29 protein-coding genes are annotated in these 25,818 nt (G+C 69.1%); 13 read left to right on the top strand and 16 right to left on the bottom strand.

Going from position 1 to position 25,818, the window contains the following annotated elements:
- Positions 1-328: 328 nt before the first annotated feature.
- The 6 genes from H504_RS0124165 to H504_RS0124190 all read right to left on the bottom strand — a co-directional run bounded on the left by H504_RS0124165 (position 329) and on the right by H504_RS0124190 (position 4,810).
- Positions 329-898 carry a 1,2-dihydroxy-3-keto-5-methylthiopentene dioxygenase gene (locus tag H504_RS0124165; RefSeq protein ID WP_026424881.1) on the bottom strand — a complete coding sequence of 190 codons (570 nt, stop codon included), beginning with the start codon at positions 896-898 and terminating at the stop codon, positions 329-331.
- 3 nt (positions 899-901) lie between these two features.
- Complete coding sequence (gene mtnB / locus H504_RS0124170) at positions 902-1,504, bottom strand: methylthioribulose 1-phosphate dehydratase (protein WP_026424882.1); 603 nt, start codon at positions 1,502-1,504, stop codon at positions 902-904.
- Positions 1,497-2,219 (bottom strand): acireductone synthase, encoded by a 723-nt coding sequence (gene mtnC / locus H504_RS0124175; RefSeq protein WP_026424883.1) that lies wholly within the window; start codon positions 2,217-2,219, stop codon positions 1,497-1,499. The genes mtnB and mtnC overlap by 8 nt, the downstream gene beginning before the upstream one ends.
- Positions 2,216-3,241, bottom strand: a complete 1,026-nt coding sequence (locus H504_RS0124180; RefSeq protein WP_026424884.1) for a s-methyl-5-thioribose-1-phosphate isomerase — start codon at positions 3,239-3,241, stop codon at positions 2,216-2,218. Before H504_RS0124180 ends, mtnC begins: the two co-directional genes overlap by 4 nt.
- The gene (locus tag H504_RS0124185) at positions 3,241-4,410 is read right to left on the bottom strand and encodes an acyl-CoA dehydrogenase family protein (RefSeq protein WP_026424885.1); all 1,170 of its coding nucleotides are present in this window, start codon (positions 4,408-4,410) and stop codon (positions 3,241-3,243) included. The genes H504_RS0124180 and H504_RS0124185 overlap by 1 nt, the downstream gene beginning before the upstream one ends.
- Positions 4,411-4,480: 70 nt before the next feature.
- Positions 4,481-4,810, bottom strand: a complete 330-nt coding sequence (locus tag H504_RS0124190; RefSeq protein WP_026424886.1) for an antibiotic biosynthesis monooxygenase family protein — start codon at positions 4,808-4,810, stop codon at positions 4,481-4,483.
- Between the two features lie 141 nt (positions 4,811-4,951).
- Between H504_RS0124190 and H504_RS0124195 the strand changes: the two genes are divergently transcribed.
- From H504_RS0124195 to H504_RS0124200, 3 genes are read left to right on the top strand one after another with little or no spacing between them, the layout of a single operon-like run.
- Positions 4,952-5,314, top strand: a complete 363-nt coding sequence (locus tag H504_RS0124195; RefSeq protein WP_026424887.1) for a hypothetical protein — start codon at positions 4,952-4,954, stop codon at positions 5,312-5,314.
- A gap of 35 nt (positions 5,315-5,349) precedes the next feature.
- Positions 5,350-5,865 (top strand): DUF3558 domain-containing protein, encoded by a 516-nt coding sequence (locus tag H504_RS40455; protein WP_169735448.1) that lies wholly within the window; start codon positions 5,350-5,352, stop codon positions 5,863-5,865.
- An 18-nt stretch (positions 5,866-5,883) separates the two neighbouring features.
- Positions 5,884-6,420 (top strand): DUF3558 domain-containing protein, encoded by a 537-nt coding sequence (locus H504_RS0124200; protein ID WP_157440603.1) that lies wholly within the window; start codon positions 5,884-5,886, stop codon positions 6,418-6,420.
- Positions 6,421-6,735: 315 nt separating this feature from the next.
- On the opposite strand, the gene H504_RS0124210 is transcribed toward H504_RS0124200, so the two are convergent.
- Positions 6,736-7,710 (bottom strand): LysR family transcriptional regulator, encoded by a 975-nt coding sequence (locus tag H504_RS0124210; protein ID WP_026424889.1) that lies wholly within the window; start codon positions 7,708-7,710, stop codon positions 6,736-6,738.
- A gap of 228 nt (positions 7,711-7,938) precedes the next feature.
- Between H504_RS0124210 and H504_RS36740 the strand changes: the two genes are divergently transcribed.
- From H504_RS36740 to H504_RS0124225, 3 genes are read left to right on the top strand one after another with little or no spacing between them, the layout of a single operon-like run.
- Positions 7,939-8,199, top strand: coding sequence for a hypothetical protein (locus tag H504_RS36740; RefSeq protein ID WP_035305815.1), 261 nt, complete (start codon positions 7,939-7,941; stop codon positions 8,197-8,199).
- A 35-nt stretch (positions 8,200-8,234) separates the two neighbouring features.
- Positions 8,235-10,922: an FtsK/SpoIIIE domain-containing protein gene (locus H504_RS0124220; RefSeq protein WP_026424890.1), complete on the top strand. Its 2,688-nt coding sequence runs from the start codon at positions 8,235-8,237 to the stop codon at positions 10,920-10,922.
- Positions 10,919-11,278 carry a hypothetical protein gene (locus tag H504_RS0124225; RefSeq protein WP_026424891.1) on the top strand — a complete coding sequence of 120 codons (360 nt, stop codon included), beginning with the start codon at positions 10,919-10,921 and terminating at the stop codon, positions 11,276-11,278. Before H504_RS0124220 ends, H504_RS0124225 begins: the two co-directional genes overlap by 4 nt.
- Position 11,279: 1 nt before the next feature.
- Here the strand turns inward: H504_RS0124225 and H504_RS40460 are convergent, their stop codons facing one another.
- From H504_RS40460 to H504_RS0124265, 8 genes are all read right to left on the bottom strand, one after another.
- Complete coding sequence (locus H504_RS40460; RefSeq protein WP_169735449.1) at positions 11,280-11,780, bottom strand: DUF3558 domain-containing protein; 501 nt, start codon at positions 11,778-11,780, stop codon at positions 11,280-11,282.
- A 29-nt stretch (positions 11,781-11,809) separates the two neighbouring features.
- The gene (locus H504_RS0124235; RefSeq protein WP_026424892.1) at positions 11,810-12,199 is read right to left on the bottom strand and encodes a hypothetical protein; all 390 of its coding nucleotides are present in this window, start codon (positions 12,197-12,199) and stop codon (positions 11,810-11,812) included.
- Positions 12,200-12,344: 145 nt separating this feature from the next.
- The gene (locus tag H504_RS0124240; RefSeq protein WP_084468126.1) at positions 12,345-12,896 is read right to left on the bottom strand and encodes a DUF3558 family protein; all 552 of its coding nucleotides are present in this window, start codon (positions 12,894-12,896) and stop codon (positions 12,345-12,347) included.
- Between the two features lie 3 nt (positions 12,897-12,899).
- The gene (locus H504_RS0124245) at positions 12,900-13,271 is read right to left on the bottom strand and encodes a hypothetical protein (protein WP_026424894.1); all 372 of its coding nucleotides are present in this window, start codon (positions 13,269-13,271) and stop codon (positions 12,900-12,902) included.
- A gap of 82 nt (positions 13,272-13,353) precedes the next feature.
- Positions 13,354-13,848, bottom strand: a complete 495-nt coding sequence (locus tag H504_RS0124250; RefSeq protein WP_026424895.1) for a DUF3558 family protein — start codon at positions 13,846-13,848, stop codon at positions 13,354-13,356.
- Between the two features lie 77 nt (positions 13,849-13,925).
- Positions 13,926-14,882: a magnesium transporter CorA family protein gene (locus H504_RS0124255; protein WP_026424896.1), complete on the bottom strand. Its 957-nt coding sequence runs from the start codon at positions 14,880-14,882 to the stop codon at positions 13,926-13,928.
- Positions 14,879-15,904, bottom strand: a complete 1,026-nt coding sequence (locus H504_RS0124260) for a type III polyketide synthase (RefSeq protein ID WP_026424897.1) — start codon at positions 15,902-15,904, stop codon at positions 14,879-14,881. The genes H504_RS0124255 and H504_RS0124260 overlap by 4 nt, the downstream gene beginning before the upstream one ends.
- On the bottom strand, positions 15,905-16,585 hold the full coding sequence (locus tag H504_RS0124265; protein ID WP_026424898.1) for a methyltransferase domain-containing protein: 681 nt from the start codon (positions 16,583-16,585) through the stop codon (positions 15,905-15,907).
- Positions 16,586-16,726: 141 nt separating this feature from the next.
- On the opposite strand from H504_RS0124265, the gene H504_RS0124270 reads away from it, so the two are divergent.
- From H504_RS0124270 to metH, 3 genes are all read left to right on the top strand, one after another.
- Positions 16,727-17,485, top strand: coding sequence for a UbiA family prenyltransferase (locus tag H504_RS0124270; RefSeq protein WP_245614438.1), 759 nt, complete (start codon positions 16,727-16,729; stop codon positions 17,483-17,485).
- 284 nt (positions 17,486-17,769) lie between these two features.
- The gene (locus H504_RS0124275) at positions 17,770-18,177 is read left to right on the top strand and encodes a hypothetical protein (RefSeq protein ID WP_026424900.1); all 408 of its coding nucleotides are present in this window, start codon (positions 17,770-17,772) and stop codon (positions 18,175-18,177) included.
- A gap of 447 nt (positions 18,178-18,624) precedes the next feature.
- On the top strand, positions 18,625-22,233 hold the full coding sequence (gene metH / locus H504_RS0124280) for a methionine synthase (protein WP_084468128.1): 3,609 nt from the start codon (positions 18,625-18,627) through the stop codon (positions 22,231-22,233).
- A gap of 593 nt (positions 22,234-22,826) precedes the next feature.
- Here the strand turns inward: metH and dinB are convergent.
- On the bottom strand, positions 22,827-24,014 hold the full coding sequence (gene dinB, locus H504_RS0124285) for a DNA polymerase IV (protein ID WP_157440604.1): 1,188 nt from the start codon (positions 24,012-24,014) through the stop codon (positions 22,827-22,829).
- A gap of 80 nt (positions 24,015-24,094) precedes the next feature.
- Here dinB and H504_RS0124290 point away from each other — a divergent pair, with 80 nt between their 5' ends.
- The 4 genes from H504_RS0124290 to H504_RS41590 form a co-directional block, all read left to right on the top strand.
- Positions 24,095-24,487: a DUF1801 domain-containing protein gene (locus H504_RS0124290; RefSeq protein ID WP_026424903.1), complete on the top strand. Its 393-nt coding sequence runs from the start codon at positions 24,095-24,097 to the stop codon at positions 24,485-24,487.
- Positions 24,488-24,516: 29 nt separating this feature from the next.
- Positions 24,517-24,906 carry a MerR family transcriptional regulator gene (locus H504_RS0124295; protein ID WP_026424904.1) on the top strand — a complete coding sequence of 130 codons (390 nt, stop codon included), beginning with the start codon at positions 24,517-24,519 and terminating at the stop codon, positions 24,904-24,906.
- Entirely contained in the window at positions 24,906-25,217 is a 312-nt protein-coding gene (trxA, locus tag H504_RS0124300; RefSeq protein ID WP_035305822.1) for a thioredoxin, read from the top strand. The genes H504_RS0124295 and trxA overlap by 1 nt, the downstream gene beginning before the upstream one ends.
- 371 nt (positions 25,218-25,588) lie before the next feature.
- Positions 25,589-25,818: transposase family protein (locus H504_RS41590; protein WP_169735451.1), on the top strand; the 230-nt coding region annotated here is incomplete at its 3' end.

Here is a 25,818-nt window from a genome sequence, read left to right on the forward strand (position 1 = left end):
TCGGCCTTGTCGCCTGGCGGCGACGCCGGCCACGGGCGCCAGATAAAAACGGTAGTGCCCGTTGTGGTGAAGTTGTTTTGTTTGGGGCCCCTAGCGGCAGCCTGGGTAAGGCAAAAAGGCGGGGCCACTGGAAAGCGTGGCCTTACCCGCCAGCCGGCTTAGGCCACCGCTCCCCCCAAACAAAACAACTCCACCACAACGGGCAGTTGGTATCGGCGGGTCCCGAGGCGCGCGGTGCGAGTGTCGGGTGGAGCGTTCTTAGCGGCCGTTTTTCTGGGTGAGTGAGTGGTGGGTGGGTGGGTGGGAGCGGGCGGCGCGCGTTCTTGGTTTAGTTCTTGGTTAGGTCGTCGTAGGTGGGGAAGAGGTGGGCGATGGAGGTTTCCAGGAAGGTGGCTACCCAACCGTCGTCTGTGTGGAAGAAGCGGATGGATATGTAGTTGGGGGTGGTGCCCATGTCGAACCAGTGGGTTGTGTTGGCGGGGACGCTGAGGAGGTCGCCTGCTTCGCAGAGGACGGCGTGGACTTTGCCTTCGATGTGGAGGTAGAAGATGCCGGAGCCTCGGGCGAAGAAGCGGTCTTCGTTGTCGTCGTGGGTGTGTTCGGTGAGGAATTTGGCGCGGGCGGTGGCGGCGGTGGTTCGCCATTCGTCGGTGTCGGTGGGGGACATGGCGACGGCGTCGACGAAGTGGTAGTTCTCGCGGGTGGAGATTTCGTCGACGTGGGGTTGGTAGGCCTTGATGACGTCGTCGGGGGTGGCCTGGTCCGGGAGGTCGGCGAGGGGCCAGCGGGAGAAGCGGACGCCGAGGGCGGCCAGGGTTTCCTCGATGACGGCCGCGTCGCGGGTGCGCAGGGTGGGGGTGGTGGGGTCGGTGTCGGGCCAGACGGTCAGTTGGGTCATCGCTCAGCCTTCCGGGGTGGCGGTCTTGAAGCGGAGCAGCCATTCGAGGCATTCGGCTCGCCAGCGGGCCTGCCGCAGGTCGGCCCCCCACACGTATACCCCGTGCCGGGCGACCACCAGGGCCGGGGTGGCCGGGTCGTAGCCTGCCTCGAAGGCGTCGCCGAGCACCTGCATGTCCTGGGAGTTGGCGACGACGGGGACGCGGACCAGGTCGTCGTGGGCGGCGCGGCCGAAGCCCTTGAGCATTTCCAGGTCGCTGAGTTCGATGCCGTCGGGCCAGCGTTCGGCGGCGACGACGGGGGCGAGCATGTGCAGGTGGACGACGGCACCGGCGCCCGCGACGGCCGCGATCCGGGCGTGCAGGCCCGCCTCGGCGGACGGGGCCAGGGGTTGGCCGGGCAGGGCCGCGCCGGAGCCGTCGACCTCGACGACGTCGGCGGCGGTCAGTTCGCCCTTGTCGAGGCCGCTGGCGGTGACGGCGAGGCGGAGCGGGTCGCGGGTGAGGGTGACCGACAGGTTGCCGGAGGTGCCGCGCATCCAGCCGAGGCCCGCGTACCGGGCGGACTCGGCGGCGAGGGCGAGTCCGGCGGTGCGCAGGTCAGGCATCCGGCACGATCCGGAACTCGTCGAAGGTCTTGGTGACGCGGTGGGTGCCGAAGTCGCTGTCGGCGTGCGGCTCGCCGGGGCGGGCCAGGCCGATCGTCTGCCAACCCGCCTCGCGGGCGGCGTCCAGCTCGGCGGGGACGTCGGACAGGAACACGATCCGGCGCGGGATGGGTCCGCCAAGCCCCTCGGCGATCGACGCGTACGAGGCTGCCTCGCGTTTGGGGCCCGCGTTGGTCGTGTCGAAGTGGTGGCGGAACAGGGTGGTCAGGTCGCCCTCGGTGGTGGTGGAGAACGACGCGATCTGGCCCGCGACCGAGCCGGACGAGAACACGGCCAGCTTCAACCCGGCCTCGACCCAGCCGCGCAGGGCGGGTACGACGTCGGAGAAGTACTCCGACACCAGGTCGCGGCGGGCGTAGCCGTCCTGCCAGATGAGGCCCTGCAGGTCCTTGAGCGGCGCGGCCTTGCGGTCGGCGGCCATCCACCCGTGCAGCACCGCGACGACGGCAGCGGTGTCGGCGTTCTCCGGCAGCCCGCCTTCGGTCTTCGTGCGGGCCACGGCGGACCGGACCACCGGGTCGTCCGCGTGCGCGTCGATCCACGGGCCGAGCCGGGGCCGCGCGTAGTCGTATAGCGTCACGTGGACTCCCGCGGTCGGCATCAGGGTGCCCTCGATGTCGAGCACCACCCACTGGGCGGACAGGGTGTCGGTCACGGGACCCTCTCTTTGCCGGGACTTGCACGGTGGTACTCGGACACGGCGTCCGGGGCGAACGGTCCGCGGTCGGTGACGATGGTGGAGACGTACCCGGGCGGGGTCACGTCAAAAGCCGGGTAGTGGCCGCGCACCTTGGCGCTGGCGGTCCGCACGCCGAGGGTGTGCAGGACCTCGTCGCCGTCGCGGTGCTCGATCGGCACGTCGGCGGCGGTCTTGGCGGCCGGGTCGGGGGCCTGGACCTGGGCGACGAACGGCACGCCGAACGCGTGCGCGGCGACGGCGAGGCCCAGGGTGCCGACCTTGTTGACCACGTGCCCATCCATGGTCACCCGGTCGGCGGCGGTGAGCAGCACGTCGACCAGGCCCTGGGACAGCACGGCGGCGCCCATGCCGTCGGTGATCAAGGTCGTGTCGACATCCATCTCGGCCAGGGTTTCGGCGGTGAGGCGGGCGCCCTGCAGGTAGGGGCGGGTCTCGGTGCAGAAGAAGCTGACGTCCTTACCCGCACGCCGGACCGCGGCGACCGTCTCGATCAGGTACGCGTCGGCCCAGCAGTGGGTGAGCACGCGGGCGCCATCGGGCAGCAGGGCTGCGCTGTGCTCACCGAGGGCCCGGCTCTTAGCCCGGTAGGTCTCGTCGCCCGCCAGGGCACCCCGGGTCGCTGCGGTCACCAGGTCCTCCCCCGCTGCCGCGTCGATCTCGGCCAAGACCGCGTTGACGGCCTTACGCAGGTGGTTGTTCGTACTGCGGCTCGCGATAAGTCGCGCGCCAGCCTTGTCGAGCGCGGCGCGCGCGTCTGTCGCAGGTAGGCCCGTCGCGCTCCGGGCCGCGAGGACCATGCCGTATAGGGCTGCGAAATACGGGCCGGACGATTGGGTAACCATGTCCTCTATAGCCACGGCAACCTCGTCGACCGTCGCGCACCGCACCCACACGCGCTCGAACGGGAACCGGCGCCGGTCCAGGATCTCGACAGCGTCGTCGGTCAGCTTGACGCTCTCGTCGAGGGTGGGACGCATCAGCTGTACCCGCTGGGCGCCGGGAACTCGCCGGTCAGCAGGTGCCTGCCCACCTCGGCGGCCTTGTACACCGCCGGGTCGTGCAGGGTGAGCGTGCGGGCGTTGCGCCAGAACCGGTCCATGCCGTGCCCGGCGCCGGTCGCGCGGGCCCCGGTGAACTCGAACAACCGGTTGGTGATCTCCACGGCGAGCTCGGAGGTCACCACCTTGGCCTGCGAGATGCGGATCGACGTCCGGCCGCGCTGCTCGGCGGTCAAGTCGTCACCCCGGGTGGCGGCCTCGGTGAACGCGTCGGCGGCGGCGTCGACCAGCAGGTCCGCGGCTTCCAGGCGGGCCAGCAGGGTGCCGTAACCGGCGAGGACGTGCGGGTCGTCGGTGGCGCGCTCGACACCGGAGGTCGGCCACGCGCGAGCGGTTTCCCGGGTGTACAGCGTGGCGGCGTCGAGGGCACCCCGGCCGACGGCGGCGAGGACGCGGCTCAAGACCAACTGGAACCCGATCGCGGCGAGCGAGTCCCGCTGGGCGCGGCGGTCACCGGGCTGGGGCTGGTTGCCCAGGACGTCCGACTCGGCGACGAAGACGTCGGTGAACTCGACCCCGCCGCTGGCCGAGAGGCGCTGCCCCAGGTTGTCCCAGTCACCGAGGTAGCGGATGCCGGGCGCGGCGGCGTCGAGGACGAAGGTGAGCTTGCCGGTACTCGCGGCCCCGCTGACGACAAGGCGATCGGCCACGCTGGCCCCGGTGGCGAAGAACTTGCGGCCGTTGACCAGGTAGCCACCGTCCACATCGGACAGGACGAGCGCGTCGTCCCTGGGGTTCGCGACACCACCCCAGAACCAGCGGTGCTCGGCGGTACCGCGGTTGAGGGCCTCGGTCAGGTCGGGCCGGTCGAACAAGGTCGTCCGCCAGACGTGCAGGTAGTGGTAGCCCAGCAGGTGCCCGACCGACGCGTCCGCGGCGGCGATCTCGGCCAGCACCGCGTGCGCCGTCGCCCAGTCCGCGCCATGCCCACCGTGCTCGACGGGGACCAGCAACGGCAGCAACCCGGCGTCCTTGAGCGCCGCCACCTCGACAACCGGCTCGGCGTTCTTCCGCTCCCGCTCCACCGCGTCCCCGGCCAGCCCGGCAGACACCTCACGGGCGAGCGCCACCCACCGCTGTCGATCCATCACACCCCTGCCCGTCCCACGTGCCTCCGGGCAGTATGCCGGTCGACGAACGAGGTACCGGCATGTGGGACTAGCCGCGCCCCTTCCGGTACGCCCGTTCCACTCGCGCCACCCGCACCTCGAACGCGTCGTACCAGCGCTCCCGCCCGTTACCCCTGGTCACCACGTGCTCCGGCTGCTCCCGCCACACCGAGATGGCCTCCTCACTGGCGAAGTAGGCCACCGTGATCCCCACCCGATCCTCATCCCGCACCGAGTCGAACCCCAAAAACCCCGGCGTCCCCCGCACCAACTCGAACATCCGATCCGCCGCCTCGTGGTAGCCCTCGTCATCCAGGCTCAACACAGACGTGAACACCACCGCGTAGTACGGCGGCTCCGGGGTCCTCGCCAACTCCATGGGCACAGTCAAGCAGCCCACCCACCCCCTTGTCCTGACGGTTACCCCCACGTCAACGGGACTCCGGCCTCCCCCGTTCTGCGGTACCCCGAAGATCAACTTCCGCTACCCTCCCCCCGGAGTCGATCACCAACGGGAGACGTGTCGAACGACGACGGGGTAGGCGCCGCCATGGGCCAGTTCGCCGCCCTGGCCGCGAACGGCGAGTTCGCGGTCAACGAGCGGGGTGGCCAGGCGCTGCTGAAAGCAATACGCAACCTAATCGAGTGGATTGACGACCAGCAGGTGCGGTCCGCATACCTGCAGCAGATCGCCAAGCTGGGGACCTCGAACAACGCCCAGGTCATGCAACCGTTTCTGCAGAACGTGGCCAGCGATGGAAGTGGTTTCATCACGCAACTCCAGCAGTTGCGGACGACCCTCATCGACGCCGAGGCGGGCATCAGGCAAGCCATGGCAAACTATCAGCACGCTGATGGCCAGGCGGCGGACAAACTCAGGTGAGGGGTGCCGAGACCGTGCGGAAAACTTCCTTACTCGTGGTCACCGCCGCACTGGCTCTCGCGGCGTGTACCACGCAGACCACGGGCTCTCCGACAACACAGGGTGCCGAACCAGGCTCCATTGAGCCGACCCACTCGTCCACGACCGAGCCCACTCGGACCACCGCGATCGATCCCTGCGAGTTGTTGACGGAACCCGCGCTCAAGACACTCGGCGTGACCGGCATCGGCAAGCCGGGGAAAATCACCGGTGTGACATCGTGTGATTGGCGGGTCAACAAAGAGTCGGCCGGAGGCGGCTACACCATCAGCGTTGGTTATTACCCGCATTTGGGGCTCGGGGATATCGTGACAAGCAGCCGGCCTGCCTCGGTCAGCGTGGGAAAGCACAAGGCAGTACAGGCGTTGGGACCGGGCGGGATCGGATGTCTGGTCGGTATCGAGGTGACCACCACGTCACGGGTCGATGTGATGGCGGTTGGGGGAAAACCAGAAGACTTGTGCGCTCCCGCATTGGACGCCGCACGACTGGTAGAGCCGCGACTTCCGTAACAGCTTAAGAGGAGACCCGTGAAGCGACCGACATGGCCAACCATGCCGGCGCTTCTGCTGGCAACTCTCACGGCCTGCGCCAACCAGACCACCGGTACCCCGACAGCCACGAGCGATGCGCCGGACCCGACCACCGAGTCGGCCGCGACGTCCAGTTCCACCGCCAACCCCGTCGACTCGATCAAGCCGTGTTCGCTGCTGTCGGCCTCCGATGTCGCCGCGTTGGGTATCACCGGCGCACCCAAGCCCAGCGCCATCAAGGGTGCGACGAGTTGCGACTGGCGGGTTGAGAAGCAGCCAGCCGGAGACAGCTTCACCATCGCGATCGACGTATTCCCCGAGCGTGGGCTCAAGGACATGTCAGGGTCCGCCCACACCTCGACCAAGGTCGGTAAACACGACGCCATCCAGGACATTGACCGCGGAGGCTGCGCGTTGGCCATGGGAATCACGGACACGTCTCGGGTGCAGGTCTACATCGTCGGCGGGAAGCCTGCCGACTTGTGCGCGGTGGCTTTGGAAACCGCGAAAATCATTGAGCCTAAACTCCCGTAGCATGGAGTTCGCAAGGCGTGGAGTCCGGGTCACCGCGGGCCGGGTGTTGTTGGCGACGGGTTGCACCGACCAGACCGCAGGTACTCCGACAGCGGTAAGCGAGACGCCAGAAAGCGGTCTCAAGGATATTGTGAGTTCCGGGCCGAAGGCGCCGATGGAAATCGGTAAGCACGACACCGTCCAATACGCCCGACGACGGCTGTACGGTTGACTTGGGGGTGACTGAGACGTCGAGGGTCGAGGTTTATGTCACCGGTAGCAAGCAGATGGACCAGTGCGCGCCCGCGCTGGACACCGCGAAGGTGCCGTAGTCGGTCAACCGGTCAGGGCGAGGGAGCCGCCGCGGTTGAGCCACCAGTGGTCGAAGGCGGGGTTGCAGCCTTGGCGGTGTTGGTAGGAGGTGAGGACCTGGTTGTGGATTTCCTCGATGTGGGTGGCGATGATTGAGGCGGGGCGGTAAAAGAGGCGGAGTTCTTGGCGCATCGGGTTGTCGTCGATGGGGCGGATGACGATGTTGCCGGGGCGGTTGCGGGCGGTGGCGAGGGCGGGGCCGATGGCCAGTTTGGCCGAGATCAGTTCCAGTTGCGTCGCCAGGCACTGGGTGCTGTGTGGTTGGTCGAGGACCAGTCCGTGTTCGTGGCAGACCTGGTTGACGTAGGTCGACCAGCGCGACGTGCCGGGGGGTTCGTCGACCCAGGGGTGTTCGGCGATGTCGGCGAGGGACACCGACGCTCGTCCGGCCAGTGGGTGGTCGTGGGCGACCGCCAGGAATACCGGTTCCTCGGGGTGGACCACGACGCTGCGGACTCCAGGCGGTTGGGTGAGTCCGGGTAATGGCGGCAGGTAAACCAGCGCCAAATCCAATGCGCCGATGGCGACTTTGTCGATGCTGATCCGCTCGTCCAGATCTTCCTGCACGCTCACCCCGGTGCACCAGGGCTGGTCTTGGAGCCACCGGCTTATTTCCACGTGCAGGAAACCGCAATACCCGCCGACCCGGAGTGGATCTGAGGGAAGGCCCCGGCGGGACCATTCGCCGACGCGTTCGGCGATCGCGGTCATGCCGGAGAGCACCACTCGGGCCTCGTTGAGGACCTCGGCGCCCAACGGGGTGGGCAGGCAGCCGTATTCGGCGCGGAAGAAGAGGCGGCCGCCGACGGTGCGTTCGATGCGTTGCAGCAGGCCGGAGAGGGCGGGTTGGGACATGCCGAGGCGGCGGGCGGCCTGGGTGAGGCTGCCGGTCTCGTCGATGGCGGCCAGCGCGCGGAGGTGGCGGACTTCCAGTTCCACGGGCCTGCCCCCTCTGCGATCGTCCGGTGACGGTACCTCCCCGGCGCGCAGGCTGGAAAGGGGTCCACGGACCGGCGTGCACCCCTGGCGGCTGGACCAGACGGTAACCCGGCGGTGACCTGGGGGGCAGATCACAGCCGGGCATAACGGAACCGGTCGCACACGATCGGAGTAGCCAGGCGAACCCGGTTCGGCCGACGGAGATCATCCGCACTAGCCTGTGGAGATATGGCGGGCGTTGAGGACATCCGTTCCTGGGTCGCGGTGGCGACCGAGAAGGCGCGGTCGGGGGTCGCGGCGATCGCGCAGGCGTCGCTGGAGCTCGACGAGGCGCGCGGGGCACTGGCGACCGCCGTCGGCAGCGGTGACCACGCCGAACTGGCCCGTTCGCAGGGTCTGCTCGCCGAGGCCGACCGGGCGCTGGCGGACGCGCGGGACGCGGTGTTCGCCGGGATCGCCGCCGCCGAAGGATACCTGGGCGGGCGCTGACGCCGGTCGATCGAGCGGATGGGGCGGCCCAGACCATGGGAAAGCGGGAACGCAGGCAGCGCGCCGAGGAGGCGCTGGCCCGGTTGCGCGCTGTGCTCGGGTTGGCACTGGGCGCGGCGAGCGGCGAGCACGAACGGGCGGCCCGGTACAAGCGGCAGTTGGAGTTCGAGCGCTCGGTGCAGCGGCTCGGGCTGGCCAAGGCGACCCGGGACCGGGACATCGCCGAGCGGCTGGGAGAGGCCGAGTTGGCGCCGGTGTGGTCGAGGATCATCAGCGAACGCGACGACAGCTACGCCGACTGGCGCAGTGCGGGCCTGCCCGCGTTGCGTGACCTGGTCGCGACCGAGGCCCCCGGTCCCGCCGGTCAACCGTGGCAGCACTGGCTGGGTCAACTGGGCAACGACCCGGGTATCCGCGCGCCGCGGCTGTGGCGGGTCGGCACCGCGCACGTCGAACACGAGCCCGCCGAGGAGGGTTTCCCGCTCGCGATCCCGTTCCTGGACCGCGGGCACCTGCGGTTGAACTCGGCCCGCGGCGACCGCGGCGCGGTGGACTCGATCGTGGAGACCCTGTTGATGCGGGTGCTCAGCACGTTCACCCCCGGCCTCGTGCGCGTGCACCTGTGGGACGTCGGGCACCTGACCGGCCCGCTGCCGAACCTGCACCCGTTGACCGACGCGGGTTTGCTCACGGTGCACGACCCGACCCAGCTCGACGGGCTGCTCGCCACGCTGACCGGGCACATCCTGAAAGTCCACGCCCGCACCAAGGACAGCGGCCTGACCGCGGTGGGCGACGGCGCGGCCCGGCGGGTGGAGCCGTGGTGGGTCGGTGTGCTGTTCGGCAACGGCGAGCGGCTGGCCGACGAACAGCACCGCGAGCTCAACCGGATCGCGCGCACCGGCCCGGACGCCGGTGTGCACCTGATCCTGGTCGACATGCCGATGTCCGCGAGCAGTCCACTTGAGACGATCACGTTCACCGACCGGGAGCAGGCCACCTCCAGCATGACCGGCACCGGCGTCGTGGTGCGGGCCGACCCGCCGCTGCCGCCGTCCGCGGTGAGCCAGGCGGCGGCGGTGATCGGGCAGGACATGAAGGTCCGCCGGGGACGGCCACGCTCGTTCGTCGACCTGCTGCCGCCGACGCACACCCAGGAGACCTCGCACGTCGAACTGCGCACCGTCATCGGGTTCGACGAGGGCGACCCGGTGGACTTGGTGCTCGGCGACGCGACCCCGCACGCGCTGGTGGCGGGGCCGAGCGGGTCGGGCAAGACCAACTTCCTGTACGCGATGCTCGGCGGTCTCGCCGCCCGGTACTCGCCGCGGGAGTTGGAGCTCTACCTGTTGGACTTCAAGGAAGGCGTGTCGTTCGCCGGGCTGACCCGGGGCGAGAAGGACCCGAGTTGGCTGCCGCAGGCCCGGCTGGTCGGCGTCAACGTCAACACCGACCGCGAGTTCGGGCTGGCGCTGCTGCGGTACCTGGCCCAGGAACTGGCCCGGCGCGCGGCGGCGGCGAAGCGGCAGGAGGTCACCAAGCTGGCCGAACTGCGCGACGCCGACCCGGACGGGCACTGGCCGCGGATCGTGGCGGTGATCGACGAGTTCCAGGCGCTGTTCTCCGGTCGCGACCAGATCACCCAGCAGGCCGCCGCGCTGCTGGAGGACGTGGCCCGGCGGGGCAGGTCGCAGGGCATCCACCTGGTGCTGGCCAGCCAGGACATCGCGGGCATCGAGGCGTTCTGGGGCAAACCCGCGGTGTACGACCAGTGCACGTTGCGCGTGGCCATGCCGAAGGCGAAGCGGGTGCTGGCCCAGGACAACCTGGCCGCGGTGAGCCTGCCCCGGTGGCACGCGGTGGTCAACCACGATTCCGGTGTGCCGCACGGCAACGAGGTCGCGCACGTGCCGGACGCGTCCACCCGGGGGACCTTCGACGAGCTGCAAAAGCAACTGTGGCGGGAGATCCCGTCGTCGGAACCGCGGCTGTTCGACGGCGCGCACCAGCCCGCGCTGGCGTCGTCCGCGGAGTACGCCGCACCGCGCGGGCCGCTGCTGGGGCACATCATCGACGTGGAGGACCGGGCGGCAACGTTGCGGCTGGAGCCGGTCCCGGGGCGCAACCTTGCCGTGCTGGGGACGGCGACCGACGACGCGTTGTCGGTCATGGCAACGGTGGCCTTGTCGCTCGGTCGGGCGTACCAGGGGTGCGAGTTCGTGCTGCTGTGCCCGGTTGAGGCGCTCCGTTCACCCGTTGAGGCGGTGGCGAAGGCGTTGCGCGTTTGTGGGCACGTTGCTGAGGTGCGCTTCGACGGCGACATCGTTGTGCCGCCCGCGACCTGCGACACGAAGCGCTTCGTGTTCTTCTACGCCGTCGACGGGGCCACCGCGATCCTGGAGCAGAAGGACGACGACCGGGTCAGCGGCCTGGACAAGCTCCGCGCGCTGCTGAAGAACGGCCCAGCGGGCAACGTCCACACCTTCGGCTGGTGGCGCGGCGTCGGCAGGCTCAAAGACACCCTCGGCTTCGGCGGCGGAGAAGACGTCGGCGCGTGGGTGGCGCTGGACGTGCAGGGCCACGAGCTCAACCAACTCGCCGCCGGTCAAGCCGTCGACTGGTCCCCCCGCCCCCACCGCGCCGTGTTCTTCGACCGGTCGACGCACAGCCGCCCCGAGGTCCTCATCCCGTTCGACGTCACCACCGCCCTGGAGGAACCGTGACCGACCCGGTGGCCCGCTACAAACAACTCCTGGAAACCGCCCACCACGCCGCCCGCCACCACTCCGAACACGAACGCCGCCGCGCCGTCGCCCTCGTCGCCGAAATCCAGGCCGCCGACCAACTGGTCACGAAAGCGGCCACCACCGAATCCCAAATCACCACCGAAATCAACGCCTGGTGGCGCGACGTCATCACCGCCGTGGGAAACCTCAACTGGCTCACCACCACCCCCCGCCCCACCCCAGACCCCGCCGCCCACCCCGAACACCTCCGCGACTACCTGGGTGAGATCGAGCCGGCCACCAAGCAATTCCACTCAGCCCTACGCAAAGCAACCTGGCTGCGCCGCAAGTAACTCAGGGCAACTTCGGCTCAATGATCTTCGCGATGTCGAGAGCGGGCTTGCACAACCCCGCCGGATCGCCACCGGTGACGTAGACCTGCACCCGTGAGGTCTCGGTGATCCCCAACGCAACCGCGCACCCGGAACTGTTGTTAATGACTTGAACGGCATCGTGCTTGCCGACTGTGGTCGGGGTCTTCGGCGACCCCGTGACATCTTTGAGCCCAAGCCCAGGAAACACACTGATACCGACGGTGTAGCTATCGCCTACCTGCTTCTTTTCCACCCGCCAATCACAACTCACCGCCCCCTTGATCTTGGTCGACCGGGGAGCGCCTGTGATGCCCAACTGGCTGATGTCGGCAGCGGACAGTAACGCGCACGGCTTGATCGAGTCAGCAGGGCCTGCGGTTGAACTCGGGGTAGCGGTCGACTCAGCGGTCGTGTCCGGCGCCTCACCCGCTGCTGTCGGAGTACCGGCAGTCTGGTCAGTGCAGCCGGTCGCCAACAACACCAAGCCCACGGTGAGCCAGACTCCACGCCTCACGGGTTTGACACCTCTCCAGCCAGCTTGACCGCACTATCGTGATCTGTCTGCTGATAGTTTGCCATCGCTTGCTCGATGGCCGCAGCCGCAGAACTCAGCGACTCGCGCAACTGCTCGATCTGCGTGACGAAGCCCTGGCCATCGGACGCAACCTGCTGCATATAGGGTGTCATCACCTTGGCGTTGTTTGAACTCCCCAGTTTTGCGGCGTCGGTCAATCGCCAAGACTCCTGGGTCTGCCGGTCAATCCAAGTGGCCAAGTTGCGTATTGCCTTCAACAACGCCTGGCCGCCCTGCTCGTTGACCGCGAACTCGCCGTTCGCGGCCAGGGCGGCGAACTGGCCCATGGTGGCGCCTATGGCGCCAACCCCGTCGTCGGTGGACATGTGAGCACTCCCCCCAGTGATCGTTTCCGGAGGGAGGATAGCCGAGTTGACCTTGGGGCACCGCGGAACGCGGGAACGCCGGGGCCAGGTGGCGGCATTAGCGCGACCACCGGCCTCATGACCGACCAGCGCTGCGATCTCCGGGCTACGGGAGCTTCGGTTCGATGATGTTGGCCGTGTCCAGTGCCGGTTTACACAGGTCTGTCTGTCTGCCGCCGGTGACGTAGACCTCGACCCTCGAGGTGTCAGTCACTCCTATCGCGATCGCGCAGCCGGTGTCGGTGTTCTGGATCGCATCGTGTTTGCCTACCACGATGGGCGTCTTAGCACCGGGGCTCGCGATGTTCTTGAGGCCGCGGTCGGGGTAGACGGTGATACCGATCGCGTAGCCGTCCCCGACTGACTGTTTCTCGACCCGCCAGTCGCAACCCACGGCTCCCTTGATCTGGCTTGGCTGCGGCCCGTCGGTGATCCCCAACGTGGCGACGTTGGCGGCGGAGAGCAACGAGCACGGTTTGATCGAGTCAGCGGGGCGCGCGGTCGGACTCGGAGCAGACGACGGGGTTGGAGCGGTCGGCTCCGGCGTGCCGATGGCTGCGCTGGGCGTGCCTGGTTCTTCGTCAGTGCAACCGGCGAGCACCACCGCTAAGGCCGCCCCTGCGGCCACCCAGACTCCACGCCTCACCGGGATCGACACCTCTCAGGTCAGCTTTGCCGCCGCGTCCTGGTCTGCACGCTGATAGTTTGCCATTGCCTGCTCGATGGCGACCGCGGCGGAGGCCAACGAGTCGCGAAGCTGGTCGATCTGCGTGATGAAGCCCGCATCGTCTGCGGCTACCTGCTGCAGATACGGTCTCATCACGTTCGCGTTGTTCGAGCTGCCGAGCATTGCCGCTTCGGACAACCGGCGGAACCCCTGCTCGTTGGCGTCTATCCACTTGATCATGTTGTGTATTGCGTTCAGCAAGGCCTGGCCACCACGCTCGTTGACCGCGAACTCACCGCTCGCGGCCAGGGCGGCGAACTTGCCCATGGCGGCACCTATGGCACCAACCCCGTCGTCCGCGGACATGTGCGGCACTCCCCTGGTGATCGTTTCCAGGGCAAGGGTAGCGGGAGTTGATCTTGAGGCGGGTGGCTGTGGCGGTTTGCCGCTAGGGCAGCTTTGGTTCGATGACGTCGGCCGTGTCCTGGGCCGGTTTGCACAACTTCGTCTGCTCCCCACCTGCGACGAACACGTCGACCCGGGAGGTGGGCGAGATGCCGATTGCCACCACACGACCAGAGCCCTCATCGCCGAGAACGTTGATGGTGTCGTGCTTGCCCAATCGGCTGATGGTCTTGGCCTGCGAGGTCACTAGGTCCTTGAGGCCGAGCTCCTTGTAGAAGGTGACATCGATGTTGTAGCCGTCACTGGCCGTACCAGGTTCGACGCGCCAGGTGCAACTGATCGTGCCCTTGGACTCCTCCGGGCGCGCGACCCCGGTGATCCCCAGCCGAGCGATGTCCGCAGCCGACAACAGGGTGCACGGCTTGATCGAGGTCTGTGGGGCGGTGGACTTCGACGGTGCACCTGTCACGCCTGTAGCAGTGTCCACCGAGATCGGATAGCCGGTGGTGGTCTCGGTGGAGCAGCTCGCGAGGGTCACCAGCAGACCCGCTGTCGCAGGCAGCCATGTCGATCGCGTCACGGGGAAGCGCAACGGGAGTTGCCGGTTCGGCGGGGTTATAGCCAGTCCTTGCGTTTGAACATGGCGTAGAGGCCGACGCAACTGGTGACGATGATGGTGCTGGAGAACCAGAAGCTCCAGGTGTTGTCGATGCCGGGGATGGGGACGTTCTGGCCGTAGAAACCGGTGATCCCGGCCGGGACGGCGATGATGGCGGCCCAGCCGGTGACCTTTTTCATGATCAGGTTGAGGCGGTTGCTCTGGATGTTGAGCTGGGTCTCGCGCAGGGCGGTGATGTGGTCGCGCAGCGACTCGGTCCAGTCGGCGGCGTGGGCGACGTGGTCGCGGATGTCGGCGAAGTACGGGTCGAGGTCGGCGTCGACCAGGCCCTTGACCCGGTGCAGTTCGGTCATGATGTCGCGCATGGGCAGCACGACGCGGCGGAGTCCGGCGAGGCTGCGGCGGAGGCGGACGGCGTGCCGTTGGAGTTCGCGGATGTCGGGTTTGTCCTCGAACACGACCCCTTCCAGGTCCTCGATGAGCTCGTCGAGGGTGGAGGCGGCCTGCAGGTGGCCGTCGACGACCTCGTCCAGGATGGCGTGCAGGAGGACGCCGGTGTTGCCGGGGTCGAGGGCGGAGTCGTCCCAGCGGTGGGTGATCCGGGACATGTCGAAGCCGTCGTGGACGGTGACGATGGCGCGGTCGGTGAGGAAGACGGACAGCTCCGAGGTGATCAGTTCGCCGTTCGGGGAGACCTTGACCGCGTAGACGGCGAGGAACTCGTGGCTGCGGTAGTGGTCGAGCTTGGGCCGCTGGTGCCGCTGCCTGGCGTCTTCGAGGGCGAGTTCGTGCAGGTCCAGTTCGGCGGCGACGGCGGCGAGGGCGGCTTCGTCGGTGTGCCGGATGTCCACCCAGGCCACCGTCCCGTCGACGGCGAGCCGGGCGCCGAGCCGGTCGACCGGGAAGTCCTTTTCGGACAGCTTGGCGCCGAGGTAGGCGCGGGTCTCGGTCACCGGGACCGCCGCAGCAACGCCGTGTAGAGGGTCAGGCCGGGACCGAACGCCATCGTCACCACCAGATCACCGGGCCGGGCCGCGAGTTCGCGCAGCACCAGCAGCACCGTCGCCGACGAGCAGTTGCCGTGCTCGGCCAGCACCTTGCGTGATGGTGCCAGGGCGTCCGGGCCCAACGCCAATTCGGCCGCCACCACGTCCAGGATCCGCGGCCCGCCGGGGTGCACGGCCCACCCGTCCACCTCGGCCAGGTCGACCCCGTTGCGGGCCAGCATCTTCTCCACCACCGGCCGCACCACGCCCGCCAGCACGTCGGGGACGCGGGTGGACAGGCCCATCCGGAAGCCGTGGTCGGTGATCCGCCAGGTCATCAGGTCGCGGGCGTCGGTCTCGGTGTGCCCGGCGATGTCGAGCACCTCCCAGCCGGGCGCGTCGGGTTCGACGACGACGGCGGCGGCGGCGTCGCTGAACAGGGCGTGCGCGACCATCTGCTCGGGGTCCTCGTCCGGTGGCTGCAGGTGCAGCGTGGTCAGTTCGACGCAGACGAGGGCGGCGGGCAGGCCGCGCGCGGCGGCGAAGTCGGACACCGCGCCGAGGCCGGGAATGGCGGCGTAGCAACCCATGTGGCCGATCAGCAGCCGCTGGGTGTCGGCGGGCAGGCCGAGGGTGTCGGCGAGCGCGACGTCCAGACCCGGTGTGCCGTAACCGGTGCAGGACACGACCGCGAGCAGGCCGAGGTCGGACGGGACGCGGCCCGCGTCGGCGAGGGCGGCGGTCAGCGCGGCGGTGGCCAGCGGTGGGGCCTCTTCGGCGAACCGGGCCATGCGGCGGGCGGTGGACCAGTGCGCGATGTCCTCGGTGACCGGGTCGACGGTGGCGTGCCGGGTGCGCACACCGCTCCCGGCGAAGATCCGGCGGGCCAGGCCGCGGTCGCCGAAGTGGGCCCGGAAGTAGCCGTCCCACAGGGCTTCCTGCCGGACGGTCGGCGGTGTCGCCACGCCCAGTCCCGTCACCACCGCCACCTAGGCCTCCTTCGTCCCGCTGCCCTGGAACAGCACCGCGGTGGTCGGGACGCGGAGCATCCGCACCCCGCCGCGACCGCCGAGCGCCCAGGCCACCAGGTCGAGCGCCGACGGGCGGATACCCCGTAACCGCAACCGCACACCATGCCGGGCGCACGCGTCGACCAGGGCAGCGCGGTCGACCAGCCGGTCCCGATCATGCACCCCGTGCGGCACGCCGGGCAGCCGATCGGCCAGGGTCACGGTGATGAACCGGCTGAGCGCGGTGTCGGCGAGGGTGTCCAGCACCAAGAGGCCGCCGGGGCGCAGCAGCCCGCACGCCTGCGCGACGGCTCTGGGCAGGTCGGGGACGTGTTCGAGGATCTCCCCCGCCACCACGACATCCGCGCAACCCGGTCGTAACGGGACGTTGAGGACATCCCCGCGTACCGCTTTGACTCCGTGTTCAGCCGCGACACGCGGTCCCTCTCTCGACAGGTCAACGCCGACGTGGAGGTAGCCCTTGCCGCTGACATGCGGTGCGAGGAGCCCACCACCGCAGCCCAGGTCGACCAACACAGCCCCCGGGCGACGCGCTACCGGGATGAGCCGCGCGCGGGCTTCGGCGAGCCAATGCAGCATCGCGAACGCCCCACGGGGTCGCCACCACTGCGCGGCAAGATCGTCGTAGAGGGCGGTCACGGTCTGAGGCTGGCACACCGCTGTCCCACCCGCTTGACGCACCCGCCCGGGTTAGCGCACGGTGGCGGTCTGTCGAGTCGGTGATAAGAGGGGGCGGGAGACATAGCTGCGGTCGTACGCGCGTCACATCCTGAGCCTGCGGTGGCCGTGACGGTCGCGGCCACCGCGTTGGCGGTGGGGCTGGGGCAGACGGTCTGGGGGGCGGTGGCGGTCGCGTCGGCGGTGTTCGCGGGTCAGTTGTCGGTGGGGTGGCTCAACGACCTCGTCGACGCCCCGCGAGACGCGAAGGTGGGCCGCGCGGACAAGCCTGTCGCGTCTGGTCAAGTGTCGGTGGGACTCATACGCGCACTGGTCGTGATCAGCGCCACGGCGGCGGTCGGGCTGTCGTTGTTGTCGGGGCTCTTAGCCGGTGCAGCGCACATAGTGGCGCTCGTCTCGGCGTGGGCGTATGACCTAAGAGTCAAGTCAACCGTTGTGTCGGTACTCCCCTATACCGTCTCTTTTGGCCTCTTGACGGTGTTCGTCACCTTGGGACTGCCCGCGCCGCACTGGCCGCCGTGGTGGCTGGTGGCGACCGCGTCTCTCTTAGGCTCCGCGGCCCACTTCGCGAACGTGCTGCCGGACCTGGCGGACGATCGGGCGACCGGGGTGGTGGGCCTGCCGCACCGGGTTGGTGCTGCCGGTTCACGGACCGCGGCAGCGCTGTTGGTGTTGGGCGCGTCGGCCGCGTTGGTGGCGGGGACACCGACGGCGCTCGGGTTCGCGATGCTCCCGGTGGCGGTCGTGGTGACGGTGGTAGGGCTTGTGGTCGGCAAGCGGCCGGGATCGCGGGCGGCGTTCCACGCGATGCTGGTGGTGGCCGTGCTCGACGCGGCGGTGCTGGTGGCCGCCACCGCGTGACCCACCCGGGTGACCTGGCCGGATTCATCCGATCGGCGCGGCCGTCGCCGATCGCGGCGGGCACCGACGACGCTGCGTGTCCACGGCGCACCCCACCCACCCGCCGCCGCCCGAAGGGGCTGACCTGCGGTTATGCCCGGGTGCGCGCGGACATGCCACAGCTATGTGCTTGCGCCATCACACATGCGGGCGGACTGGTCCACCGCCCGCCGCGCTGATAGCTGTAGGCAGCCCGAGTACCTCGTCATCGACCAGAAAGGGCGCAATTCCCGATGAGGACCCCCGTGTCACGCGTCGCCGCGATCGTCACCGCGGCCGTCGCCGCCATGACACTGCACACCGCCCCCGCCGGAGCCGACGGGACGAACCCCGTCGACGACCTGACGGCGCTGGCCACGCGGCTGGCCGCCGCGTCCGGCCCGGAGCAGGTGCGGGTGGTCCTCCAGCAGGTGCCGCCGGTGCTCGACGAGCTGCGGGAGACCACCGAGAGCCAGGACGCGCTGCACCTGCTGGCCAACACGCAGGGCTTCCTGGACACCGCGAGCGTGCTGCCGGTCGCCGTCGTCCAGGCCCTGCTGCCCAGCCTGCTCAACCTGCTCGGCCTGCTGGTCAGCCAGGGCGCGCCGCCGCAGTTGCCGCTGATCCCGCTGCCGTACCCGCTCCCGCAGATCCAGCTCCCGCTGCCGAACTGAACGCCTCAGCACTGAACGCCTCAACCGCACAGCCCGGCGCCGCCGTCGGTGCACTGACCCCGCACCGGCCGCGGCCACCCCGGGCGGCCCGCGCCCCGATGCTCCCGGTCGACCCGCGGGCGGCCCGCAGCCCCGCTTCCGGACCCCCGGCCCGGAAGCGGGGCCTTTTCCGCGGCGTCCACCTGGTGGGACGAGTTGCCCACGGCACGGTACGCCGCTACGGCGCCCCCGTTCGGGGATTCGTCAAGCGGGACAACGGACTCGGTCGCGCCGATCGGGTGACGGGGGCGGCCGGGGCGTCGCATGGCTGTCGGTGGTTTCCGGTAAGCTCGGACGCCGAAGCCGAGAGGCGCTGCAACGGGTCCGGGGGTCTCCCGCCCGCCACGCTCGGCTCAGGTCCGGACAGGGCCGTACAAGGGCGCCTCCGGGAACCGGAGGTGTGTGCGCGTGGCTGACCAGGATCGTATCCAGCGGTTGCGGGAGCTGCTCGGGCGGCGGATCGCCGTCCTCGACGGCGCCTGGGGCACCATGCTGCAGGGCGCCAGGCTCGCGCCCGAGGACTACCAGGGCGACCGGTTCCTCGACCACCCCAAGGACGTCACCGGCGACCCCGACCTGCTCAACCTCACCCGACCCGACCTGATCCTCGACGTGCACCGCCGGTACCTGGCGGCGGGCGCGGACATCACCACCACCAACACGTTCACCGCCACCGCCATCGCCCAGGCCGACTACGGCCTGCAGGACCACGCGGCGGAGATGAACCTGCGCGGCGCGCAACTCGCCCGGCAGGCCGCCGACGAGGCGGGCGACCGGTTCGTGGCCGGGTCGGTCGGGCCGCTGAACGTCACCTTGTCGCTGTCGCCGAAGGTGGACGACCCGGCGTTCCGCGCGGTCACCTTCGACCAGGTCAAGGCCACCTACGCGGAGCAGATCCGGGCGCTGGCAGAGGGCGGGGTCGACCTGCTGCTGATCGAGACGATCTTCGACACGCTCAACAGCAAAGCCGCCATCGCCGCCGCCCGCGAGGTCGCCCCCGACCTGCCGCTGTGGATCTCGGTGACCATCACCGACCTGAGCGGGCGCACCCTGTCCGGGCAGACGGTCGAGGCGTTCTGGCGGTCCGTCGAGCACGCCCGGCCGCTGGTCGTGGGGGTCAACTGCGCGCTGGGGGCGACCGAGATGCGCCCGCACGTGGCCGAGTTGTCCCGGCTCGCGGGCACCTACACCGCCAGCCACCCCAACGCCGGTCTGCCCAACGCGTTCGGCGGCTACGACGAGACCCCGGCCGTGACCAGCGGGCTGCTCGCCGAGTTCGCGGGCGAGGGCATGGTCAACATCGTCGGCGGCTGCTGCGGCACCACACCAGAGCACATCGCCGCGATCGCCCAAGCGGTCAAGGGCCTCGATCCGCGGCCGGTGCCGACCGTGGCCAAGGCGAGCCGGTTCAGCGGGTTGGAGCCGTTCGAGATCGGCGCGGACACCGGGTTCGTGATGATCGGCGAGCGCACCAACGTCACCGGCTCGGCGAAGTTCCGCAGGCTGATCGAGGCGGACAACCACCAGGGCGCGGTGGACGTCGCGCTCGACCAGGTGCGCGGCGGGGCGAACCTGCTCGACGTCAACATGGACGCCGACCTGCTCGACAGCGAGCAGGCGATGACCACGTTCCTGAACCTGATCGCCACCGAGCCCGAGGTGGCCCGCATCCCGATCATGGTGGACAGCTCGCGGTGGAGCGTGCTGGAGGCCGGGCTCAAGTGCGTGCAGGGCAAGGGCGTGGTCAACTCGATCAGCCTCAAGGAGGGCGAGGAGCCGTTCCTGGCCCAGGCGGCCAAGATCCGCGACTACGGCGCTGGTGTGGTGGTGATGGCCTTCGACGAGAAGGGCCAGGCCGACACCGCCCACCGCAAGGTCGAGATCTGCGCCCGCGCCTACGACCTGCTCACCCTGCGCGCCGGGTTCCCCGCCGAGGACATCGTGTTCGACCCGAACGTGCTCGCCGTGGCTACCGGCATCCCCGAGCACAACGGGTACGCCAAGGCGTTCATCGACGCGCTGCCGCTTATCAAGGAGCGCTGTCCGGGCGCGCGCACGTCCGGCGGCATTTCGAACCTGTCGTTCTCCTTCCGCGGCAACGACACCGTGCGCGAGGCGATGCACTCGGCGTTCTTGTTCCACGCGGTGCGCGCGGGCCTGGACATGGGCATCGTCAACGCCGGTCAGCTCGTGGTCTACGAGGACATCCCGAAGGACCTGCTCGAATTGGTCGAAGACGTCCTCTTCGACCGTCGGGAAGACGCGACGGACAGGCTCGTCGAGTTCGCGGAGACGGTTAAGGGCTCCAAGACCAAGCGCACGGTAGACCTGTCGTGGCGTGAGGGCCCCGTCGGCCAGCGGTTGTCGTACGCGTTGGTGCACGGGATCGTCGACTTCATCGAGGACGACACCGAGGAGGCCCGCGCGCAGATGGCGCGACCGCTGGAGGTGATCGAGGGCCCGCTGATGGACGGCATGCGGATCGTCGGCGACCTGTTCGGGTCCGGCAAGATGTTCCTGCCGCAGGTGGTCAAGAGCGCCCGGGTGATGAAGCGGTCGGTGGCCTACCTGGAGCCGTTCATGGAGGCGGAGAAGGAGAAGGCCCGCCTGGAGGGGCGGCTCGACACGAGCCGGGGGCAGGGCAAGGTCGTGCTGGCCACGGTCAAGGGCGACGTGCACGACATCGGCAAGAACATCGTGGGTGTCGTGCTGGGCTGCAACAACTACGAGGTGATCGACCTCGGCGTGATGGTGCCCGCCGCGGTCATCCTGGACACGGCGGTTGCCGAGGGCGCGGACGTCGTCGGTCTGTCGGGGCTGATCACGCCGTCGCTGGACGAGATGGTGGCGGTCGCGGGCGAGATGCAGCGGCGGGGCCTGAAGCTGCCGGTGTTGATCGGCGGCGCGACCACGTCCCGCCAGCACACGGCCGTGCGGATCGCGCCCGCGTACGACGGGACGACGGTGCACGTGCTCGACGCGTCCCGCGTGGTCGGTGTGGTCGCCGACCTGATGGACTCCGGTCGCGCGGACGAGTTGGACGTGCGCAACCGCGCCGAACAGGCGACGCTGCGCGAACAGCACGAGAACCGGCACGCCAAGCCGCTGCTGGAGATCGCCGCCGCCCGGCTGAACCGCGAACAGGTCGACTTCACCACCCTGCCGACCCCGTCCTTCACCGGCGTCCGCACGGTCTCCCCCACCTTCGCCGAGATCCGCGCGATGATCGACTGGCAGTTCCTGTTCCTGGCGTGGGAGCTCAAGGGGAAGTACCCGGCCATCCTGAACCAGCCCGTCGCCCGCGAACTGTTCGACGACGCCAACACGATGCTCGACGAGATCGGCCACCGCTTCACCTTCCACGGCGCGTACGGCTTCTGGCCCGCCCACTCCGCCGGCGACGACATCGTGCTGGCCGACGACGTGCTCCTGCCGATGCTGCGCCAGCAGACGCAGAAACCGGAGAACCGGCCGAACCGCTGCCTGTCCGACTACATCGCCCCCGCGGGCGACCACCTCGGCGGCTTCGCGGTGTCCGTGCACGGCGCGGAGGAAATGGCCGCGGAATACGAAGCCACCCACGACGACTACCGCGCCATCATGGTGAAAGCCCTGGCCGACCGCCTCGCCGAATCGTTCGCCGAGTGGATCCACCTCCAGGCCCGCCGCGAGTGGTTCGAACCCGACGCCGACCCGGTCCTGGAAGACCTGCACGCCGAGCGCTACCGCGGCATCCGCCCGGCACTCGGCTACCCCGCCAGCCCCGACCACACCCTCAAGCAGACCCTGTTCGACCTGCTCGGCCCGGACGGCCACGGCATCACCCTCACCGAGTCCTTCGCCATGTCCCCGGCGGCGGCCGTCTCCGGTCTGATCTTCGCCCATCCCGACTCCCGGTACTTCACGGTGGGCCGGATCGGGGCGGACCAAATCGCCGACTACGCGTCGCGCAAGGGGGATCCTGTGTCCGAAGTGGAGCGTTGGCTGCGACCGAACCTGGCGTACGAGCCGGAGTGACCACCCCGGCGCCTGCCGGTGCCTGCTTGGCTCTCGTGATGGGGAGAGCGCTTTCGCTGGGCGGGTTCTGTCGGTGTGCATGAGTAGGCTGGATTCGGGGGCTGCTCAGGTCAGGTGATCTTGGGGCCGGTACTGGTCTACCGAGGACACTCCCGCACTGAGCCTGCCTCGCTGCGGTTGGCGCGCGAGCCACGTGCCAAGGAGCAGGCGGACACACCCAGCAGGAAGCACATCACGACATCTCCCGACCCTCGCCCCGCCGAGTGGTCCACATGGGGCTGAGTTGTCCACAGCCGACACCGCTCGCCCCTTGACAAATCGCGATTCGCGCTATGGTCAGGAATGGGCCCCCGGCCCCCGGGAGAGTGGGGTCCTGCCTGGACCCGGGCGGAACGTGAGGCAAGCGCTGGATCGGGTGACAAGACAGGCGGTGACATCGGAAAGCGCATCGCGGTGATCGGCAGGCAGCGGCGGGCGAAAGAGAAGTCGAGCGAGCGGTGACCGTGGCGTGCAGGACGCCCGATGCGGTGAGCCGGTTGGGTGGGGGTCTGCGGGGGGTCGGAAGTGCATGACCTGATCTTGGGGAGCGGTGGTCAGTCCGGGAGGAGCGGGACTTCGACCAGGTCTGGCTGGTTGAGCAGGGCCGCTCGGGTCACGGCGCCGGTGCCAAAGCGGGTGCGGAGGGTGTCCAGGGTGGAGTCGAGTGGGGTGAGGTCGGGGCCGGTGAAGGGGAGTTCGAGTTGGACTGTGTCGTTGTCGAAGTTGGACAGGGACAGGCCGATGAGGGTGATGCCGCGGTCGGTGATGGTGGGCCAGGCGGCGGTGAGGAGGGTGCGGGCGGTGGCGAGGATGGGGTCGGTGCCGTCAGTGGGGGTGCGGATGGTGTGTGAGCGGGTTGCTCGGGTGAAGTCGGCGAAACGTAGTCGGAGTGTGATGGTGCGGCAGGCTCGGCGGGCGGCGCGCAGGCGCCGGGCGAGGCGGTCGACCAGGGCGGCGATGGTGGCGTCCAGTTCGGCGTAGTCGCGGCGGCGGGAGCCGAGGGCGCGTTGGGCGCCCATGGAGCGGCGGCGTTGGCCTGTCCGGACCCGGCGGGGGTCGTGGTTGTTGGCGAGGGCGTGGATGTGGCGACCGGCGCCGACACCGAGCATCGACACGAGTTCGCGGATGTCGAAGGCGGCGACCTGGCCGACGGTGGTGATGCCGTGCGCGCGCAGTTTCGCGGAGGTCACGGCGCCAACGCCCCAGAGGCGTTCGACGGGCAGGGGGTGCAGGAAGGCGAGTTCGGCGTCGTGCGGGACGACGAGGAGGCCGTCGGGTTTGGCGACGCCGCTGGCGACCTTGGCGAGGAACTTGGTGCGGGCCACGCCGACCGTGATCGGCAGGCCCACCCGCGAGGCGACGGCGCGGCGCAGGTCGGCGGCGATCGCGCTGGGGGTCCCGGCGATCCGGCGCAGGCCGCCGACGTCGAGGAACGCCTCGTCGATGGACAGGCCCTCGACCAGCGGGGTCGTGTCGGCGAACACCTCGAACACGGCTTTCGACGCGGCCGAGTACGCCGACATGCGGGGCTGGACGACGATCGCGTCCGGGCACAGCCCGCGCGCCATCCGCCCGTTCATCGCGGTGCGGACCCCGCGCGCCTTGGCCTCGTAGCTGGCGGCGAGCACCACCCCGGTGCCGACGATGACCGGACGGCCGCGCAGCGCGGGGTCGTCGCGCTGTTCGACCGACGCGTAGAAGGCGTCGAGGTCGGCGTGCAGGATGGGACCCTCGGCGGACACGAACACATGTTCGCACGGGAGGTCAACGGCCCAGGTCAGCACGGTTGACGAGACTGCTCCGAACCGTCACGGTTAGGGGCATGACGATCGCCACCGAGTACGCCGGGCGGCACCAGCCCGCCCAGGCGAAGGCCATCCTCGCCCTGCACGACGCCGTCCACCCCGGGTTCGACGTCGCGGTCAAGTACGGCATGTTGATGTACGCGGTGGACGGCGACTGGAAGCACTGGGTTGCGGGCGTCAACGCCAAGGCCAAGGGCACCTGCCTGCGGTTCCTCTGGGGCGTGCTGCTCGACGACCCGCTGGGTGTGCTGCGCAAGGGCACCGCCACCCTGATGACCTGGGACTTCCCGCTCGACGCGGAGATCGACCCGGCCCAGGTCGCGCTGTACGTGCGGGACGCGGTCGCGAAGCGTGACCACTTCCGGGCGAACAGCAAGGAAATCAGCGAGCGGGCTCGCGGCTTGCGTTGACGCGCGGGGCAACGTCTACCGTCGTTCGCATGCGGATCGGTGAGCTGGCCGAACGGGCCGGGACGACAACACGGGCGCTGCGCTTCTACGAGGCCAGGGGTCTGCTACCCGCACGCCGCGACGGGCACGGCCATCGGGAGTACGACGAGTCCGACCTCCGGTTGGTCAGCGAGATCCGAACGTTGCAGGCGGTCGGGTTCAGCCTGGACGAGACGCGGCCGTTCGTTGCCTGCCTGCGAGCGGGACACGTGGCCGGTGACGCTTGCGCGGACTCGGTTGAGGTGTACCGGCGGAAGCTCGCTGAAGTTGAGGCTTGCCTGGACCGGTTGTCCACCGTGCGCGCCGATCTCGCCCACAAGCTGGCCGCCGCGATGGTCCGCGAACCGCACCCGACCTGTTCCGTCACTGAGGGGATCTGATGAAGACCGTTACCGATGCCACGTTCGCCGAGGAAGTCCTGTCCGCGGAGGGAACGGTTCTGGTCGACTTCTGGGCGCAGTGGTGCCCGCCGTGCCACATGATTCTTCCGGTGCTCGCCGAGATCGAGACCGAGCGGCCGATCACGGTGGTGAAGATCAATTCTGATGAGAATCCGGCGACGGCGCGGGACTATCAGGTCATGTCGCTGCCGACGTTGCTGCTGTTTCGCGATGGTGAGGCGGTTGCGCGGTTGGTGGGGGCACGGCCGAAGATGCGGTTGCTTGAGGAGTTGGATCGGGTGCTGGTGTGAGCTGACTGCCCGGGGGGCTGCTGGGCGGGGCGTCTTGTCAGGGGTGGGACTGGCTGGGTGGATCTTGCTGGTGCGGATCTTGTCGGTGCGGATCTTGTCGGTGTGTCGGTCTAGGATTTATATTCGGGGGCTCTGGGTCGGGTTGATCATGGATCGCGTGGGTTGTCGGTGGTCGTCGCTAGGCTGTGTGTTCGGGGGCTTTGCTGGCGGTTGATCATGAATGGGTGGACTGTCGGTGGGTCCGTCTAGGCTGTGAGGGTTATTCAGGAGTCGGAGTGGTCGAGTTTGCACTACCCCTGATCAACTAAGCGGCAGTCCGTTTGAGAGAATTCGGTTACCACGCCAGAAGCCTCACCAAACGGACTGCCTGTATGTATTCTACCACCGGCCTGACGCGCGATCAGATCGTGGACTTGTGTGCGATCATTCAGGATTCCCGAATATCCGCACGTCGGCGGTGGCCGCCGACGTTGGGCTTGTTCGACTCGGTGCGTGTGGCGTTGATCTATCTGCGCCGTAACCGCACCCAGGTTGAACTCGCCGAGCAGTTCGGAGTGTCGCAGCCGACGATCAGTCGAGCGGTCTCGGCGATCACGCCGTT

The organism is Actinokineospora inagensis DSM 44258 (assembly GCF_000482865.1).
Classification (GTDB): domain Bacteria; phylum Actinomycetota; class Actinomycetes; order Mycobacteriales; family Pseudonocardiaceae; genus Actinokineospora; species Actinokineospora inagensis.

Excerpts from the sequence above, each read along its gene's own strand:
- H504_RS36740 (WP_035305815.1), top strand. The coding sequence starts at position 7,939 with ATGGCGGGCGTTGAGGACATCCGTTCCTGGGTCGCGGTGGCGACCGAG.
- trxA (WP_035305822.1), top strand. The coding sequence starts at position 24,906 with ATGAAGACCGTTACCGATGCCACGTTCGCCGAGGAAGTCCTGTCCGCG.
- H504_RS0124290 (WP_026424903.1), top strand. The coding sequence starts at position 24,095 with ATGACGATCGCCACCGAGTACGCCGGGCGGCACCAGCCCGCCCAGGCG.
- mtnB (WP_026424882.1), bottom strand. The coding sequence starts at position 1,504 with ATGCCTGACCTGCGCACCGCCGGACTCGCCCTCGCCGCCGAGTCCGCC.
- H504_RS0124220 (WP_026424890.1), top strand. The coding sequence starts at position 8,235 with ATGGGAAAGCGGGAACGCAGGCAGCGCGCCGAGGAGGCGCTGGCCCGG.
- H504_RS0124245 (WP_026424894.1), bottom strand. The coding sequence starts at position 13,271 with ATGTCCGCGGACGACGGGGTTGGTGCCATAGGTGCCGCCATGGGCAAG.
- H504_RS0124295 (WP_026424904.1), top strand. The coding sequence starts at position 24,517 with ATGCGGATCGGTGAGCTGGCCGAACGGGCCGGGACGACAACACGGGCG.
- H504_RS0124190 (WP_026424886.1), bottom strand. The coding sequence starts at position 4,810 with ATGGAGTTGGCGAGGACCCCGGAGCCGCCGTACTACGCGGTGGTGTTC.
- H504_RS0124235 (WP_026424892.1), bottom strand. The coding sequence starts at position 12,199 with ATGTCCACCGACGACGGGGTTGGCGCCATAGGCGCCACCATGGGCCAG.
- H504_RS0124180 (WP_026424884.1), bottom strand. The coding sequence starts at position 3,241 with ATGCGTCCCACCCTCGACGAGAGCGTCAAGCTGACCGACGACGCTGTC.
- H504_RS0124165 (WP_026424881.1), bottom strand. The coding sequence starts at position 898 with ATGACCCAACTGACCGTCTGGCCCGACACCGACCCCACCACCCCCACC.
- H504_RS0124185 (WP_026424885.1), bottom strand. The coding sequence starts at position 4,410 with ATGGATCGACAGCGGTGGGTGGCGCTCGCCCGTGAGGTGTCTGCCGGG.